The organism is Pseudomonas sp. S3E12 (assembly GCF_001702295.1).
In the GTDB taxonomy this organism is placed as follows: domain Bacteria; phylum Pseudomonadota; class Gammaproteobacteria; order Pseudomonadales; family Pseudomonadaceae; genus Aquipseudomonas; species Aquipseudomonas marginalis.
The window spans coordinates 97,072-112,382 of record NZ_MBDT01000005.1; the positions used below are offsets into that span (position 1 = coordinate 97,072).

Genomic DNA, 15,311 nt, shown 5'->3' on the forward strand with positions numbered 1-15,311 from the left:
CAAACCTCTGCAAGATTCCTGTACAAGATCTGAAATCTGTACAACTAAATCTCATCATAGGTTTGATGCTGTACAAGTCAAATATTTTGTACAAGTATTTGCGCGGGGCTATTTCCAGCCGATTTGCCAAGCCTCGGCATTTTGCAGGGTTTGCCAGGCCAGGCGCTCGGCGCGCAGGGTCATCACGGCTTGCAATTCGATTTCCAGCACTGTGCCGTCCTCGTCACGAAACAGTTCGGTGACCAGGAAGTGTTTTTCCTTGTTGCGGGGCCGGGCTGCCGTCCACTTTGACAGCAGCAATTTGGCCGGGTTGATGCGGTTCATTGCAGGTGCTCGATCAACCGTCGCGCGGCTTCCTGGCCACTGAGCCATGCCCCTTCCACGCGCCCCGAGAGGCACCAGTCGCCACACACGTACAGGCCCAGGTCGGCGTCGGCCAGCACCCCGAACTCATGGGCGGCTGACGGCCGTGCGTAGAGCCAGCGGTGGGCCAGGCTGAAGGACGGTGCGGGCATGGCACTGTGCAGCAATTCGGCGAAGGCACCGTGCAGGTGTTCGATCACCGCGTCCTTGGACAGGTCCAGGTGGGCCTTGCTCCAGGTGCTGGTGGCATGCAGCACCCAGGTGTCGAGGGTCGTGTCGCGCCCGGGCTTGCTGCGGTTGCGCGCCAGCCAGTCCAGCGGGCTGTCTTGCACGAAGCAGCCTTCCATGGGGGTATCCAGGGGCTTGTCGAAGGCCAGGGCAATGGCCCAGGTCGGGTCCATCTTCACGCCGGCGGCGGCACTCGCCAATTTGGGCGCTGCCGCCAGCAGGGCTGTGGCCTGGGGGGCGGGCGTGGCGATGATCACATGGCTGAACGGGCCGTGGTTTTCGCCGTCGGCATCCAACAGGTTCCAGTGTTGTTTGCCTTGGAACACCTCGGTGATCCGGCAGCCGAACTCCACCGGCAGGTCATCTAGCAGGGCGCGGGTGATGGCGCTCATGCGTGGCGTGCCGACCCAGCGGATCTGTTCATCGGGGGAGGGGGTGAGTTGGCCGGACTTGAAGTTGTACAGCTGGGGCTTCCATTGCTCGGCCCAGCCGTTGCTTTGCCAGCGCTGCACTTCGTTGACGAAGCGTCGGTCGCGGGCGGTGAAGTATTGGGCGCCCATGTCCAGTGCGCCGGCGTCGCTGCGTTTGCTGGACATGCGGCCGCCGCTGCCGCGGCTTTTATCGAAGAGTTGTACAACGTGCCCGGCGTCTTGTAACGCTCGGGCGGCGGAGAGACCGGCGATGCCGGTGCCGATGATCGCGATGGGGACAGTCATGGGAGGCCTCGTTTTACCGTTGGGTACAGGCTACGCCGACACCAATAGCTGTACAATATTATTTTTTGGTATAAGTTTTGGCGTACCTGATCGCTTGGCGTGACCTATGGTTAAGCATGAGGCTTAAACAAAAGTCACGCTCGATTACAAATTGATCCCTGCTTATAAAATAGACTAGTGATCGGCGGCGAACGTTACATGAGGAGCGTCCCATGCATATTTTGCTGACCGGCGGTACCGGCCTGATCGGTCGCCAACTCTGCCAACACTGGATTGCCCAAGGTCATCGCCTGACGGTGTGGAGCCGCCATCCTGAAGACGTCGCCCGGTTATGCGGTGCAACGGTGCTCGGAGTGGCTCGCTTGGAGGAGGTGATTGGCGCGGTGGACGCGGTGGTCAACCTGGCAGGCGCGCCGATAGCTGACCGTCCCTGGACCCACAAACGCAAGGCGCTGCTCTGGAGCAGCCGCATCGGCTTGACCGAAACCCTGCTGGCCTGGCTCGAAAGCCAGGCGCAGAAACCGGCGGTGCTGGTTTCCGGTTCGGCGGTGGGCTGGTATGGCGACGGTGGCGAGCGCGAACTGACCGAAGCCAGCGGGCCGGTACAGGACGATTTTCCCAGCCAACTATGCATCGCCTGGGAAGAAACCGCCCAACGTGCCGAAGCGATGGGCATTCGCGTGGTGCTGGTGCGTACCGGCCTGGTACTGGCGGCCGAGGGCGGCTTTTTGTCGCGCCTGTTGCTGCCGTTCAAACTGGGGCTGGGCGGGCCTATCGGCAACGGGCGGCAGTGGATGCCATGGGTGCATATCAAGGATCAAATCGCCCTGATTGATTTTCTTCTGCACAAGGATGACGCCAGCGGTCCTTATAATGCCTGCGCGCCGCACCCAGTGCGTAACCGCGAGTTCGCCAGGACATTGGGCCAGGCGCTGCACCGCCCGGCGTTCATGCCGATGCCGGCCTTTGCGTTGAAGGTGGGTTTGGGCGAGTTGTCCGGCTTGTTGCTGGGCGGCCAGAAAGCATTGCCCGAACGCCTGCTGGCGGCCGGTTTCACTTTTCAGTTCACTGAGTTGCGTGCGGCCTTGGACGACGTTTCCAGCCGCCGCTAAGAGATAGGATGTTGCATGACGGATCACGCGTTGTTACTGGTCAACCTGGGTTCACCGGCGTCCACTTCGGTGGCCGATGTGCGCAGCTACCTCAATCAGTTCCTGATGGACCCTTATGTCATTGATCTGCCGTGGCCGGTGCGGCGCTTGCTGGTGTCGCTGATCCTGATCAAGCGCCCCGAGCAATCGGCCCACGCCTACGCCTCGATCTGGTGGGACGAGGGCTCGCCGCTGGTGGTGCTCAGCCGTCGCCTGCAACAGCAGATGACCGCGCAGTGGACCCAGGGGCCAGTGGAGTTGGCGATGCGTTATGGCGAGCCTTCCCTGGAAACGACGCTCACGCGGTTGGCCGCCCAAGGTATTCAAAAGGTCACCTTGGCGCCCTTGTACCCGCAATTTGCCGACAGCACCGTGACCACAGTGATTGAAGAAGCCAAGCGGGTAGTGCGTGACAAAAAGCTCAACGTACAGTTCTCGATCCTGCAGCCATTCTACGATCAGGCGGAATACCTCGACGCGTTGGCAGCCAGCGCCCGACCTTATATAGACGCGCATTACGACCACTTGCTGCTGAGCTTCCACGGCTTGCCCGAGCGCCATCTGAAAAAGCTCGACCCGACCGGCCAGCATTGCTTCAAGGATGCGGACTGTTGCAAGAACGCCTCGCCTGAGGTGCTCGCGACCTGCTACCGCGCGCAATGCTTCAGCGTTGCCCGCGACTTCGCCGCGCGCCTGGGTTTGCCCGACGACAAATGGTCGGTGGCCTTCCAGTCGCGCCTGGGCCGCGCGAAATGGATCGAACCCTACACCGAGGCACGCCTGGAAGCGCTGGCCCGGCAAGGGGTGAAAAAGCTGCTGGTGATGTGCCCCGCGTTTGTTGCCGACTGCATCGAGACCCTGGAAGAGATCGGTGATCGTGGTCGGGAGCAATTCCGCGAGGCGGGCGGTGAGGAGTTGGTGCTGGTGCCGTGCCTCAATGATGACCCGCAATGGGCGGCGGCGCTCAATACGCTCTGCGAAAGAGCACCGCTGTCACTGTAGGAGCGAGCTTGCTCGCGAAGGTCGTTAACGATAACGCAGCGCCTCTGGGGTAACGCGGCGCTCTCAGGTGCTTCGCGAGCAAGGGGGGGTTAGAGGTTGAGGGTCAGGCTGACGGTGAGGTTGCGCGGCTCGCCGGGATTGACCCAGTAATTGCTGTAGGACCGCTCGTAGTACTTTTCATCAAACAGGTTGTTGAGATTCAGGCCCACGGTGACGTTCCGCGTGGCCTTGTAATGGGCCAGTAAATCGACGGTGTGGTAGGCGGGCAGTTCAAAGCGGCTGCCCGCTTCACCTGAGCGATCCCCCACATAGGTGAACGCCGCGCCCAGGTCTGAACCGCGCAGCGCGCCGTCCTGGAATTCATACACCCCCAACAGGCTGCCGCTGCGCTTGGCCACGCCGAGGATGCGGCTGCCCGCAGGAATGGCTTTATCCCCCTTGGTCACTTCGGCGTCGATGTAGGCAAAGGCGCCGATCACGCGTACCGCATCGGTCAGTTGTCCTGTCAGTTGCAGGTCGAAGCCCTGGCTGCGAGCCTTGCCCATGGCGCGGTTGGTATTGGTGGCCGGGTCCAGGGCCAGCACGTTTTCCTTTTCGATATGGAAGGCGGCGAGGGTGGTGCTGAGGCGGTCGTCGAACAGCTCGCTCTTGATCCCCACCTCATAGCCTACGCCTTCTTCGGGCTTGAAGGTCTTACCGCTGGCGTCCAGGCCGCTGTTGGGCTTGAACGAGGTGGAAGCGTTGGCGAATACGCCGACCTCTGGCGTCAGTTGATACAGCAGGCCGGCGCGCTGGGTAAGTGCGTCGTGGGTTTGCCGACTCTTGGCGTGGTTGCGGGTGAAGTCGTCGGTGCTTTGTTCGAAATGCTCGAAGCGCGCGCCGACCATGCCGCGCAAGCGGTCGGTGAAGATGATCTGGTCTTGCAGGTTCAGCGCCTGGCTTTTGGTCTGTTCAAAGAAGTCGGTGCCGGAGCGTGCGCCATTGGGTTTGGGCTGGCCGTAGACCGGGTTGTAGAGGTCGATGGCGTAGGGGCTGCCGGCTATGGCGGTGACGCGCTCCTTCTTGCGGTAGTCCTCGTATTCGGTGCCGACCAGCAATTCATGCTGCCAACTGCCAAGGTCGAACAGGCCGCGCAGTTCCAGTTGGGTGATGCTGTCGTGCCAGCCCGTGGAGCGTTCGCGGTAACGGCGGTTAAGGGTATGGCCGTCGGCGTTCAGCGCGCGGTTTTCCGAGGCGTCGCCCCACAGGCTGCCTTGTTTGTAATGACTGGCCAGGCGCAGTTTCCAGGCGTCGTTGAGATGATGCTCGAGGGTCGCCTGGATGCGGTTGTTGTGGTTGTCGATATCGCCGTCGTTGGGTTCGCCGAGGAAGGTGGAGCGCGATACGCCTGGGGCGTCGACGATGCCCCGGTCGAAGGTGGAGCTGTGGCGTACGAATTCGCTTTCCACCAGCAGGCGGGTGTCCGGGTCCAGCTGCCAGCTGAATGAGGGCGCGACGAATACGCGCTTGCTCTCGACGTGATCGCGGAAGCTGTTGTTGTCTTCCACCGCCAGGTTGACCCGCGACAGCAGGTTGCCCTCGCTGTCCAGTGGCGTGTTGACGTCCAAGGCGGTGCGATAGCGATCCCAACTGCCGGCGCTGGTTTGCACGGTGGTGAAGGCTTCAGGCTGAGGCTTTTTGGTGACGATATTCACGGTGCCGCCGGGATCACCACGGCCATACAGGCTGGCGGCCGGGCCTTTGAGCACTTCGATGCGTTCGATATTGGCCGCGTCCGGTGTGCTCGGGTAGCCACGGTTGGCGCTGAAACCATCCTGATAGAACTCCGACGTGGTGAAGCCGCGCACGCTGTATTCGTAGAGGGTGAGGCCGCCAAAGTTGTTCTGCTTGGATACCCCGCCGGCAAACTCCAGGGCGCGTTCCACGTGGGTGCTGCCCAGGTCCGTAAGTACCGAGGCGGGAATCACGCTGATGGATTGTGGGATGTCGCGCAGGGCGGTGTCGGTTTTAGTCGCGCTGGCAGAGCGGGTGGCACGGTAGCCTTTGACCGGGCCGGTGGCGGATTCATAGGCGTCGGTGGTGACGCTGATGGTGTCCAGCTCAACGGTATTGTCTTCGGCAAAGGCGGGATCCAGCAGCAAACCCAAGGCCAGGCCAGCCAGGGGGGCAAACGTTCGAGACGGCATGATAGAGCGTTCCAATAGCGATATTGAAACAATATAACATGTCTAATGAGAATGCTTTTGCTTTGAAATATATGCTTACAGGTACCCGCGAACGGGTACCTGTGGAGGCGGTTTATTCCTCTTCTTTGACCGGCGCAGGCGGTGGGCGCAGGCCAATTTCCGCCAGCAGCTTGATCTCTTTACCGTTGCGCATAACCTGGATAGCCACCTTGTCGGTTGGCTTGATCCGCGCCACCTGGTTCATCGACTTGCGCCCATCACCGGCCGGTTCGCCGTTGATGCTGAGGATCACATCCCCCAGTTGCAGGCCGGCTTTCTGCGCCGGGCCATCGCGGAAAATCCCGGCAACCACGATGCCTGGGCGCCCGGTCAGGCCGAACGACTCGGCCAGCTCCTTGGTCAGCGGCTGTACTTCAATCCCCAGCCAGCCGCGAATCACTTGGCCGTGCTCGATGATCGACTTCATCACCTCCATCGCCAGCTTTACCGGGATCGCAAAGCCGATGCCCTGGGAGCCGCCGGACTTGGAGAAAATCGCCGTGTTGATGCCGGTCAGGTTGCCATTGGCATCCACCAGTGCGCCGCCGGAGTTGCCCGGGTTGATCGCCGCATCGGTCTGGATAAAGTCCTCGTAGCTGTTCAGCCCCAGCTGGTTCCGCCCGGTGGCGCTGATGATGCCCATGGTCACCGTCTGGCCCACCCCGAACGGGTTGCCGATGGCCAGTGCCACATCACCCACCCGCAGCCCATCGGAGCGGCCTAGGGTGATGGACGGCAGGCTTTTCAGATCGATCTTCAGGACCGCGAGGTCGGTTTCCGGGTCGCTGCCCACCACACGGGCCAGGGTTTCGCGGCCGTCACGCAGGGCCACCACAATCTGGTCGGCGCCGGTAGTCACGTGGTTATTGGTGAGGATGTAGCCTTCGGGGCTCATGATCACCCCCGAACCCAAGCTGGACTCCATGCGGCGCTGCTTGGGTCCGTTGTCACCGAAATAACGGCGGAACTGCGGGTCTTCAAACAACGGATGGGCCGGCTTGTTGATGACCTTGGTGGTGTACAGGTTGACCACCGCGGGAGCGGCGATGACCACCGCGTCCGCGTAAGTCACCGGGCCTTGCACCACCGAGCTGGTCTGGGGCGCCTGTTGCAGGTTGACATCAAGGCTGGGCAAGCCCACCCACTGGGGATAACGCTGAATAATCAGCATCGCGATCAGCACGCCAGCCAGCAATGGCCATCCAAAAAAACGCAGTGCCTTGAGCATCAAGTAAGTCCTGACAGGTTGCAGGGGGCGGGAGAGCGCCCATAATGTCGCGCATTATACGAGGCTGCGAGCGCCTCGGAACGGGATATTTAGGAGTCTTTTATGGCCGTCCCCCTTACCACCCTCGTCGAGGAAGCGGACCGCTACCTCGGCAGCGCAAAGATTGCCGATTACTGCCCCAATGGCCTGCAGGTCGAGGGGCGGCCGCAAGTGATGCGCATCGTCAGCGGCGTGACCGCCAGCCAAGCCCTGCTGGACGCGGCCGTCGAAGCCCAGGCCGATTTGATCCTGGTGCACCACGGTTATTTCTGGAAAGGCGAAACCCCCTGTATCACCGGCATGAAGCAACGCCGCCTGAAAACCCTGCTCAAACACGACATCAGCCTGCTGGCCTACCACCTGCCGCTGGACCTGCACCCCGACGTTGGCAATAACGTGCAACTCGCCCGCCAGCTGGACATCACCGTCGAAGGCCCATTGGACCCGAGCAACCCCAAGATCGTCGGCCTGGTTGGCTCGCTCGCCGAACCGCTGTCACCCCGCGACTTCGCCCGGCGTGTGCAGGACGTGATGGGCCGCGAGCCGCTGCTGATCGAAGGCAGCCAGATGATCCGCCGTGTCGGCTGGTGCACCGGCGGTGGCCAGGGTTACATCGACAACGCCATCGCCGCCGGCGTCGACCTGTTCCTGAGCGGTGAAGCCTCCGAGCAAACCTTCCACAGTGCCCGGGAAAACGACATCAGCTTTATCGCCGCCGGCCACCACGCCACCGAGCGTTACGGCGTACAGGCGCTGGGCGATTACCTGGCGCGGCGCTTCGCCCTGGAGCATCTGTTCATCGATTGCCCCAACCCGATTTGACGGCCAAACCTGGGGGCATATTGATATACCGTTTCGATCTAGATGGCGCCCTGAATAGAAGAAGGTGCTGTGCTAGCATGCCCCGCTCGAACACGGCCCGCTGGCCGTCCATAAGATCGTTTTTCCGTGAGTAACCATGGTCGACAAACTGACGCATCTGAAACAGCTGGAGGCGGAAAGCATCCACATCATCCGCGAGGTCGCCGCCGAGTTCGATAACCCGGTGATGCTCTACTCGATCGGTAAAGACTCCGCCGTGATGCTGCACCTGGCGCGCAAGGCCTTCTTCCCGGGCAAGCTGCCGTTCCCGGTGATGCACGTCGACACCCGCTGGAAATTCCAGGAGATGTACAAGTTCCGCGACAAAATGGTCGAAGAGCTGGGCCTGGACCTGATCACCCACGTCAACCCGGACGGCGTGGCGCAGGGCATCAACCCGTTCACCCACGGCAGCGCCAAGCACACCGACATCATGAAGACCGAAGGCCTCAAACAGGCCTTGGACAAGCATGGTTTCGACGCTGCCTTCGGCGGTGCCCGTCGCGATGAAGAGAAATCCCGTGCCAAAGAGCGCGTGTACTCGTTCCGCGACAGCAAGCACCGCTGGGACCCGAAGAACCAGCGCCCGGAGCTGTGGAACGTCTACAACGGCAACGTCAACAAGGGTGAGTCGATCCGTGTGTTCCCGCTGTCCAACTGGACCGAGCTGGATATCTGGCAGTACATCTACCTGGAAGGCATCCCGATCGTGCCGCTGTACTTCGCCGCCGAGCGCGATGTCATCGAGAAGAACGGCACGTTGATCATGATCGACGACGACCGCATCCTCGAGCACTTGTCCGACGAAGACAAAGCCCGAATCGTCAAAAAGAAAGTACGTTTCCGTACCCTTGGCTGCTACCCGTTGACGGGCGCGGTGGAGTCCGAAGCCGAGACGCTGACGGACATCATTCAGGAAATGCTCCTGACGCGAACTTCCGAGCGCCAGGGCCGTGTCATCGACCACGATGGTGCAGGCTCGATGGAAGATAAAAAACGTCAAGGCTATTTCTAAGGGGCTGTCATGTCGCATCAATCTGATTTGATCAGCGAGGACATCCTCGCCTACCTGGGCCAGCACGAGCGCAAAGAGATGTTGCGCTTCCTGACCTGTGGCAACGTCGACGACGGCAAGAGCACCCTGATCGGGCGCTTGCTGCACGACTCCAAGATGATCTACGAAGATCACCTGGAAGCCATCACCCGTGACTCGAAAAAGTCCGGCACCACCGGTGACGACATCGACCTGGCGTTGCTGGTCGACGGCCTGCAGGCCGAGCGTGAGCAGGGCATCACCATCGATGTCGCCTACCGCTACTTTTCCACCGCCAAGCGCAAATTCATCATCGCCGATACCCCCGGCCATGAGCAGTACACCCGCAACATGGCCACCGGTGCGTCCACCTGTGACCTGGCGATCATCCTGATCGACGCCCGTTACGGCGTGCAGACCCAGACCCGTCGCCACAGCTATATCGCCTCGTTGCTGGGCATCAAGCACATCGTGATCGCCGTCAACAAGATGGACATCAATGGCTTTGACCAAAGCGTGTTCGAGTCGATCAAGGCCGATTACCTGAAGTTCGCCGAGGGCATCGCCTTCAAGCCGAGCACCATGGCATTCGTGCCGATGTCGGCGCTCAAGGGCGACAATGTGGTGAACAAGAGCGAGCACTCGCCCTGGTACACCGGCCAGTCGCTGATGGAGATCCTCGAGACCGTCGAGATCGCCAACGACCGTAACTACACCGACCTGCGTTTCCCGGTGCAGTACGTCAACCGACCGAACCTGAACTTCCGTGGGTTCGCCGGCACCCTGGCCAGCGGCATCGTGCACAAAGGCGACGAAGTCGTGGTGCTGCCGTCGGGCAAGAGCAGCCGCGTCAAATCCATCGTCACCTTCGAAGGTGAGCTGGAACACGCCGGCCCAGGCCAGGCCGTGACCCTGACCATGGAAGACGAGATCGACATCTCCCGTGGTGACCTGCTGGTGCATGCCGACAACGTGCCGCAAGTGACCGACGCCTTCGACGCCATGCTGGTGTGGATGGCCGAAGAACCGATGCTGCCGGGCAAGAAATACGACATCAAGCGCGCCACCAGCTACGTGCCGGGTTCCATCACCAGCATCGTGCACCGTGTGGACGTGAACACCCTGGCCGAAGGCCCGGCGAGTTCGCTGCAGTTGAACGAGATCGGCCGGGTCAAGGTCAGCCTCGACGCCGCCATCGCGTTGGATGGCTATGACAGCAACCGCACCACCGGTGCGTTTATCGTCATCGACCGCTTGACCAACGGCACCGTGGGCGCCGGCATGATCATCGCACCGCCGGTCACCCACGGCAGTGCGGCGCATCATGGCAAGTTGGCCCATGTCGCCACCGAGGAGCGCGCCCAGCGTTTCGGCCAGCAACCGGCTACCGTGTTGTTCAGCGGCCTGTCAGGCGCGGGCAAGAGCACCCTGGCCTATGCGGTCGAGCGCAAGCTGTTCGACATGGGCCGTGCGGTGTTCGTGCTGGATGGCCAGAACCTGCGTCACGACCTGAACAAGGGCTTGCCCCAGGACCGTGCCGGGCGTACCGAAAACTGGCGCCGTGCCGCTCACGTGGCGCGTCAGTTCAACGAAGCCGGCCTGCTGACCCTGGCCGCGTTCGTTGCCCCGGATGCCGAAGGCCGTGAACAGGCCAAGGCGCTGATTGGCAGCGACCGCCTGTTGACCGTATACGTGCAGGCCTCCCCGCAGGTGTGCGCCGAGCGTGATCCGCAGGGCTTGTACGCGGCGGGTGGGGATAACATCCCTGGCGAATCCTTCCCGTACGACGTGCCGTTGAATGCCGACCTGGTAATCGACACCCAGGCCCTGTCGCTGGAAGACAGCGTCAAGCAAGTGCTGGAACTGTTGCGTCAGCGCGGCGCGATCTAAACCTCGCGGCCACAAAAAAAGCCCGCCACCGAGTGATCGGTGGCGGGCTTTTTCACATCTTAAAGACCGGGCGCAGTCAAATGTGGGAGGGGGCTTGCCCCCGATAGCAGTGTGTCAGTCAGTACATCTGTCACTGATCCACCGCTATCGGGGGCAAGCCCCCTCCCACATTTTGTTCATCATTTGTCTGGAAAGTCTTTGTGAAGTCGGTCCAGCAACGCATCCTTGGTTTCCCACAGCTGGTTGATCCACCCCTGGAACGCCAACCGATACTCCCCATCCTGCTCATAATTCCTGCCGATAAACTCGGCCGGAATCTGCACCTCTTCAAACTGCACCACAACGTCCTTCACATTCCCGCACAGCAGGTCCCAATACCCAGGACGTCCGCCAGGGTAGTGAATGGTCACGTTGACCAGTGATTTGAGTTGTTCCCCCATGGCATCCAGCACAAACGCGATACCACCCGCCTTGGGCTTGAGCAGGTAGCGAAACGGCGACTTCTGCTGCGCATGCTTGCCCGGTGTAAAACGCGTGCCTTCGGCAAAGTTGAAAATACCCACCGGGTTGTCGCGAAACTTCGCACAGGTCTTGCGAGTGGTTTCCAGGTCCTTGCCTTTCTTCTCCGGGTGTTTTTCCAGGTAGGCCTTGGTGTAGCGCTTCATGAAGGGAAAACCCAGTGCCCACCACGCCAGGCCAATCACCGGCACCCAGATCAACTCCTGCTTGAGGAAGAATTTCAGCGGGCGAATCCGACGATTGAGCACGTATTGCAGGACCATGATGTCGACCCAGCTCTGATGGTTGCTGGTCACCAGGTACGAGTGCTGGTAGTCCAGGCCTTCAAGACCTTTAAGGTGCCAACGGGTATGGCGCACCAGATTCATCCAGCCCTTGTTGTTGGTGACCCAGGCTTCATGGGTGTGGTTCATCAGCCATTCGCTGAAGCGCTTGGCGAAGGGCAGCGCCTTGAACAGCGCCACGATGAACAGGAATGAGCACAGCAGGATCGTGTTCAGCGCCAGCAACAAGGACGCGATCACCCCGCGTACGGCGGCAGGTAGAAAATCCAGCATTTAGATATCCATAGGTCGGTTGGCGGCTTGGATCGCAGTCAGCGCGATGGTGTACACGATGTCGTCGACCTGAGCACCCCGTGGCAGGTCGTTGACCGGTTTGCGCAGGCCTTGGAGCATCGGCCCCAGGCTGACGCAATCGGCACTGCGTTGCACGGCCTTGTGGGTGGTGTTGCCGGTGTTCAGGTCCGGAAACACGAACACGGTGGCTTTGCCGGCGACCAGGCTGTCCGGGGCCAGTTGGCGAGCGACGGTTTCGTTGGCGGCGGCGTCGTATTGCAGCGGGCCGTCGATCAGCAATGAGCTTTGCTGTTCATGGGCGAGCAGGGTGGCTTCGCGGACTTTCTCCACTTCCTCACCGCTGGCCGAGTCGCCGCTGGAGTAGCTGATCATCGCCACACGCGGAGTGATGCCGAAGGCAGCGGCCGAGTCGGCGCTTTGCAAGGCGATTTCCGCCAGCTCGGCGGCACTGGGGTGCGGGTTCATCACACAGTCGCCGTAGACCAGCACCTGCTCGGGGAACAGCATGAAGAACACCGACGACACCAGGGTGCAGCCCGGTGCGGTCTTGATCAGCTGCAGAGCCGGGCGAATGGTGTTGGCGGTGGAGTGGATAACCCCTGAAACCAGGCCGTCCACTTCATCCAGCGCGAGCATCATGGTGGCGATCACCACGGTGTCTTCCAGTTGCTGCTCGGCCATCGGCGCATTCAGGCTCTTGCTCTTGCGCAGGGCAACCATGGGCTCCACGTAGCGCTGGCGAATCAGGTCCGGGTCGAGAATCTCCAGGCCTTCGGGCAATTCGATGCCCTGGGCGCGCGCGACGGCTTCCACGTCAGCCGGCTTGGCCAGCAGCACGCAGCGCGCGATGCCCCGGGCCTGGCAGATGGCGGCGGCTTGCACGGTCAGCGGTTCGCTGCCCTCGGGCAGCACGATGCGTTTGTTGGCCGCCTGGGCGCGCTGGATCAACTGGTAGCGGAACACCGCCGGCGACAGGCGCATCTCCCGTGGCGTGCCGCAGCGCTGGTGCAGCCAGCGCGCATCGAGGTGGCTGGCGACGAAATCGGTGATGATCTCCGCGCGCTCGCGGTCATCGATGGGGATTTCCTTGTTGAGGTTGTTGAGCAGGTTGGCGGTCTCGTAGGAACCGGTACTCACCGACAAAACCGGCAGCCCAGCCTGGAACGCGCCGCGGCACAGCTCCATGATGCGCGGGTCGGGCAGGGTGTCGCTGGTCAGCAGCAGGCCGGCCAGGGGCACGCCGTTGATCGCGGCCAGGCTGACGGCGAGGATGATGTCGTCACGGTCGCCGGGGGTCACCACCAGCACGCCGGGCTTGAGCAGCTCCACGGTGTTACGCATGGTGCGGGCGCAGATGATGATCTTGGTCATGCGCCGGGTTTCGTAGTCGCCGGCGTTGAGGATTTGCGCGCCCATCAGGTCGGCCACGTCGCGGGTGCGCGGCGCGTTGAGTTCCGGCTGGTAAGGAATGCAGCCGAGCAGGCGGAAATCACCGCTGCGCAGCAAGGGCGAATGCTCCTTGAGGCGCGCCGAGAAGGCTTCCATGCTTTCGTCGGTGCGCACCTTGTTCAGGATTACGCCGAGCACTTTCGGGTCTTTCGGGCCGCCGAACAACTGGGCCTGCAGTTCCACGCGGCCGGAGAGTTCGGTGAGCACTTCGTTTTCCGGGGCCGAGACCAGGATCACTTCCGCATCCAGGCTCTTGGCCAGGTGCAGGTTGACCCGGGCCGCATAGCTGGCGCTGCGGGTCGGTACCATGCCTTCGACGATCAGCACGTCCTTGCCCACGGCGGCCTGCTGATAAAGGGTGATGATTTCTTCGAGCAGTTCGTCGAGCTGGCCGTCGCCGAGCATGCGTTCCACGTGAGCCAGGCCTAGCGGTTGTGGCGGCTTGAGGCCATGGGTGCGAGCCACCAGCTCGGTGGAGCGTTCGGGGCCGGTATCGCCGGGATGTGGCTGGGCAATCGGCTTGAAAAAACCGACTTTCAGGCCGGCTCGCTCAAGGGTGCGCACCAGCCCAAGGCTGATGGAGGTCAGACCCACACCAAAATCGGTGGGCGCGATAAAAAAAGTCTGCATGCGAATTCTCTGGAGGTGCATGGCTTCGGTGGCGCCCTATGGTTGAGTGCCTACCGGGAATCAGGCGCCAAGGTTATCGTTATTCGGGCGCTTGCGCACACCAGCCGCAGGCAAAGGGCTGGCCTATTTTTTCCAGGCGCTGTGTGGCGTCGAGTACCCAGGCGCGAGACTGCCATGGCGGCTGGTGGCGCAGGTGCTGGGTGTGGCCGCAGGACAGCCCGGCAACCCAGTGACCCTCCTCGTCCTGATGGAAACCGATGACCAGGGATGCCGTTGATCGGTCCCGTCCGTCCGGGTTCTGTTCGCTTTCGGGCAAATCCTTGTTTAGACTTGTCCGTTCTTCATTCTTATGCAAAAGGTCTCGCCCCATGACGATCGCCGCTAACAAGGCTGTCTCCATCGACTATACCCTGACCAACGACGCTGGTGAGGTCATCGACAGCTCAGCCGGCGGCGCGCCGCTGGTCTACCTGCAAGGCGCAGGTAACATCATCCCAGGCCTGGAAAAGGCCCTGGAAGGCAAAAGCGTTGGTGATGAGCTGACCGTTGCCGTAGAGCCTGAAGATGCCTACGGCGAATACTCCGCCGAACTGGTCAGCACCCTGAGCCGCAGCATGTTCGAAGGTGTTGATGAGTTGGAAGTGGGCATGCAGTTCCACGCCTCCGCGCCGGACGGTCAAATGCAGATCGTCACTATCCGTGACCTGGACGGCGACGACGTCACCGTCGACGGCAACCACCCCCTGGCTGGCCAGCGCCTGAACTTCCAAGTGAAGATCGTTGCCATCCGCGACGCTTCCCAGGAAGAAGTGGCCCACGGTCACGTCCACGGTGAAGGCGGCCATCACCATTGATTGATGTTTTGATCAAGTGGTAGCAAAAACGCCCCGACTGGTTCGGGGCGTTTTTTTGTGCGCTTGAAAATCTCTACCGGATACCCCGGCCACATTTTGATCGTGGTGTATTTTCAGTCACAAACAAAAATGCCCCAGACCTTTCGGTATGGGGCATTTCTTAACTGTTTCGCAACCGGGGTTGCGTTGCAGTTGCTACCACTTAGGCTGCAGCAGGAACGCTCAGAGCCTTGATGTGGCCATTCAGGCGGCTTTTATGACGAGCGGCCTTGTTCTTGTGGATGATGCCTTTATCGGCCATACGGTCGATAACTGGCACAGCCAGAACGTAAGCTGCTTGAGCTTTTTCAGCGTCTTTGGTGTCGATGGCTTTAACTACATTCTTGATGTAGGTACGAACCATGGAACGCAGGCTGGCGTTGTGGCTGCGACGCTTCTCAGCCTGTTTTGCACGTTTTTTGGCGGAAGGTGTGTTGGCCACCGTCGAGCTCCTCGAAAGACTTTTTAGGAAATAGCAAACAAAATAGGCCGCGAATCATGCCGAT

General features: G+C 61.2%; 14 protein-coding genes. 6 read left to right on the top strand and 8 right to left on the bottom strand.

The features are described 5' to 3' along the window. Nucleotides 1–108: 108 nt before the first annotated feature. On the bottom strand, nt 109–324 hold the full coding sequence (locus BB029_RS05220; protein ID WP_065924060.1) for a TIGR02450 family Trp-rich protein: 216 nt from the start codon (nt 322–324) through the stop codon (nt 109–111). Further along, nucleotides 321–1,307, bottom strand: coding sequence for an NAD(P)/FAD-dependent oxidoreductase (locus tag BB029_RS05225; protein ID WP_027606868.1), 987 nt, complete (start codon nt 1,305–1,307; stop codon nt 321–323). Before BB029_RS05225 ends, BB029_RS05220 begins: the two co-directional genes overlap by 4 nt. 212 nt (nt 1,308–1,519) lie before the next feature. On the opposite strand from BB029_RS05225, the gene BB029_RS05230 reads away from it, so the two are divergent. Beyond that, a complete protein-coding gene (locus tag BB029_RS05230) occupies nt 1,520–2,419 on the top strand; it encodes a TIGR01777 family oxidoreductase (RefSeq protein WP_065938462.1) in 900 nt (299 codons plus the stop codon). 15 nt (nt 2,420–2,434) lie between these two features. Beyond that, complete coding sequence (gene hemH, locus BB029_RS05235; protein WP_065938463.1) at nt 2,435–3,460, top strand: ferrochelatase; 1,026 nt, start codon at nt 2,435–2,437, stop codon at nt 3,458–3,460. Nucleotides 3,461–3,549: 89 nt separating this feature from the next. Here the strand turns inward: hemH and BB029_RS05240 are convergent, their stop codons facing one another. Both BB029_RS05240 and algW read right to left on the bottom strand, forming a co-directional pair. After that, on the bottom strand, nt 3,550–5,646 hold the full coding sequence (locus BB029_RS05240) for a TonB-dependent siderophore receptor (protein WP_065938464.1): 2,097 nt from the start codon (nt 5,644–5,646) through the stop codon (nt 3,550–3,552). Nucleotides 5,647–5,758: 112 nt separating this feature from the next. Then, nucleotides 5,759–6,913 carry a Do family serine endopeptidase AlgW gene (algW, locus tag BB029_RS05245; protein ID WP_027606864.1) on the bottom strand — a complete coding sequence of 385 codons (1,155 nt, stop codon included), beginning with the start codon at nt 6,911–6,913 and terminating at the stop codon, nt 5,759–5,761. Nucleotides 6,914–7,015: 102 nt separating this feature from the next. On the opposite strand from algW, the gene BB029_RS05250 reads away from it, so the two are divergent. From BB029_RS05250 to cysN, 3 genes are all read left to right on the top strand, one after another. Next, on the top strand, nt 7,016–7,774 hold the full coding sequence (locus BB029_RS05250; protein WP_065938465.1) for a Nif3-like dinuclear metal center hexameric protein: 759 nt from the start codon (nt 7,016–7,018) through the stop codon (nt 7,772–7,774). Between the two features lie 136 nt (nt 7,775–7,910). Beyond that, nucleotides 7,911–8,828: a sulfate adenylyltransferase subunit CysD gene (gene cysD, locus BB029_RS05255; protein ID WP_017137614.1), complete on the top strand. Its 918-nt coding sequence runs from the start codon at nt 7,911–7,913 to the stop codon at nt 8,826–8,828. Nucleotides 8,829–8,837: 9 nt separating this feature from the next. Continuing rightward, a complete protein-coding gene (gene cysN / locus BB029_RS05260) occupies nt 8,838–10,736 on the top strand; it encodes a sulfate adenylyltransferase subunit CysN (RefSeq protein ID WP_065924067.1) in 1,899 nt (632 codons plus the stop codon). A gap of 179 nt (nt 10,737–10,915) precedes the next feature. Here the strand turns inward: cysN and BB029_RS05265 are convergent, their stop codons facing one another. The 3 genes from BB029_RS05265 to BB029_RS05275 all read right to left on the bottom strand — a co-directional run bounded on the left by BB029_RS05265 (nt 10,916) and on the right by BB029_RS05275 (nt 14,282). Then, nucleotides 10,916–11,812 (bottom strand): acyltransferase, encoded by an 897-nt coding sequence (locus BB029_RS05265; protein ID WP_065938466.1) that lies wholly within the window; start codon nt 11,810–11,812, stop codon nt 10,916–10,918. Continuing rightward, complete coding sequence (pta, locus tag BB029_RS05270) at nt 11,813–13,912, bottom strand: phosphate acetyltransferase (RefSeq protein ID WP_027606860.1); 2,100 nt, start codon at nt 13,910–13,912, stop codon at nt 11,813–11,815. A 79-nt stretch (nt 13,913–13,991) separates the two neighbouring features. Further along, a complete protein-coding gene (locus BB029_RS05275) occupies nt 13,992–14,282 on the bottom strand; it encodes a DUF3565 domain-containing protein (RefSeq protein ID WP_065938467.1) in 291 nt (96 codons plus the stop codon). On the opposite strand from BB029_RS05275, the gene BB029_RS05280 reads away from it, so the two are divergent. Continuing rightward, nucleotides 14,281–14,766 carry a peptidylprolyl isomerase gene (locus tag BB029_RS05280; RefSeq protein ID WP_027606858.1) on the top strand — a complete coding sequence of 162 codons (486 nt, stop codon included), beginning with the start codon at nt 14,281–14,283 and terminating at the stop codon, nt 14,764–14,766. The two genes, BB029_RS05275 and BB029_RS05280, sit on opposite strands and share 2 nt — an antisense overlap. A 202-nt stretch (nt 14,767–14,968) precedes the next feature. On the opposite strand, the gene rpsT is transcribed toward BB029_RS05280, so the two are convergent. Further along, nucleotides 14,969–15,247 (bottom strand): 30S ribosomal protein S20, encoded by a 279-nt coding sequence (gene rpsT / locus BB029_RS05285; protein WP_003188401.1) that lies wholly within the window; start codon nt 15,245–15,247, stop codon nt 14,969–14,971. Nucleotides 15,248–15,311: the final 64 nt, after the last annotated feature.

Excerpts from the sequence above, each read along its gene's own strand:
- BB029_RS05220 (WP_065924060.1), bottom strand. The coding sequence starts at position 324 with ATGAACCGCATCAACCCGGCCAAATTGCTGCTGTCAAAGTGGACGGCA.
- BB029_RS05225 (WP_027606868.1), bottom strand. The coding sequence starts at position 1,307 with ATGACTGTCCCCATCGCGATCATCGGCACCGGCATCGCCGGTCTCTCC.
- BB029_RS05230 (WP_065938462.1), top strand. The coding sequence starts at position 1,520 with ATGCATATTTTGCTGACCGGCGGTACCGGCCTGATCGGTCGCCAACTC.
- hemH (WP_065938463.1), top strand. The coding sequence starts at position 2,435 with ATGACGGATCACGCGTTGTTACTGGTCAACCTGGGTTCACCGGCGTCC.
- BB029_RS05240 (WP_065938464.1), bottom strand. The coding sequence starts at position 5,646 with ATGCCGTCTCGAACGTTTGCCCCCCTGGCTGGCCTGGCCTTGGGTTTG.
- algW (WP_027606864.1), bottom strand. The coding sequence starts at position 6,913 with ATGCTCAAGGCACTGCGTTTTTTTGGATGGCCATTGCTGGCTGGCGTG.
- BB029_RS05250 (WP_065938465.1), top strand. The coding sequence starts at position 7,016 with ATGGCCGTCCCCCTTACCACCCTCGTCGAGGAAGCGGACCGCTACCTC.
- cysD (WP_017137614.1), top strand. The coding sequence starts at position 7,911 with ATGGTCGACAAACTGACGCATCTGAAACAGCTGGAGGCGGAAAGCATC.
- cysN (WP_065924067.1), top strand. The coding sequence starts at position 8,838 with ATGTCGCATCAATCTGATTTGATCAGCGAGGACATCCTCGCCTACCTG.
- BB029_RS05265 (WP_065938466.1), bottom strand. The coding sequence starts at position 11,812 with ATGCTGGATTTTCTACCTGCCGCCGTACGCGGGGTGATCGCGTCCTTG.
- pta (WP_027606860.1), bottom strand. The coding sequence starts at position 13,912 with ATGCAGACTTTTTTTATCGCGCCCACCGATTTTGGTGTGGGTCTGACC.
- BB029_RS05280 (WP_027606858.1), top strand. The coding sequence starts at position 14,281 with ATGACGATCGCCGCTAACAAGGCTGTCTCCATCGACTATACCCTGACC.
- BB029_RS05275 (WP_065938467.1), bottom strand. The coding sequence starts at position 14,282 with ATGGGGCGAGACCTTTTGCATAAGAATGAAGAACGGACAAGTCTAAAC.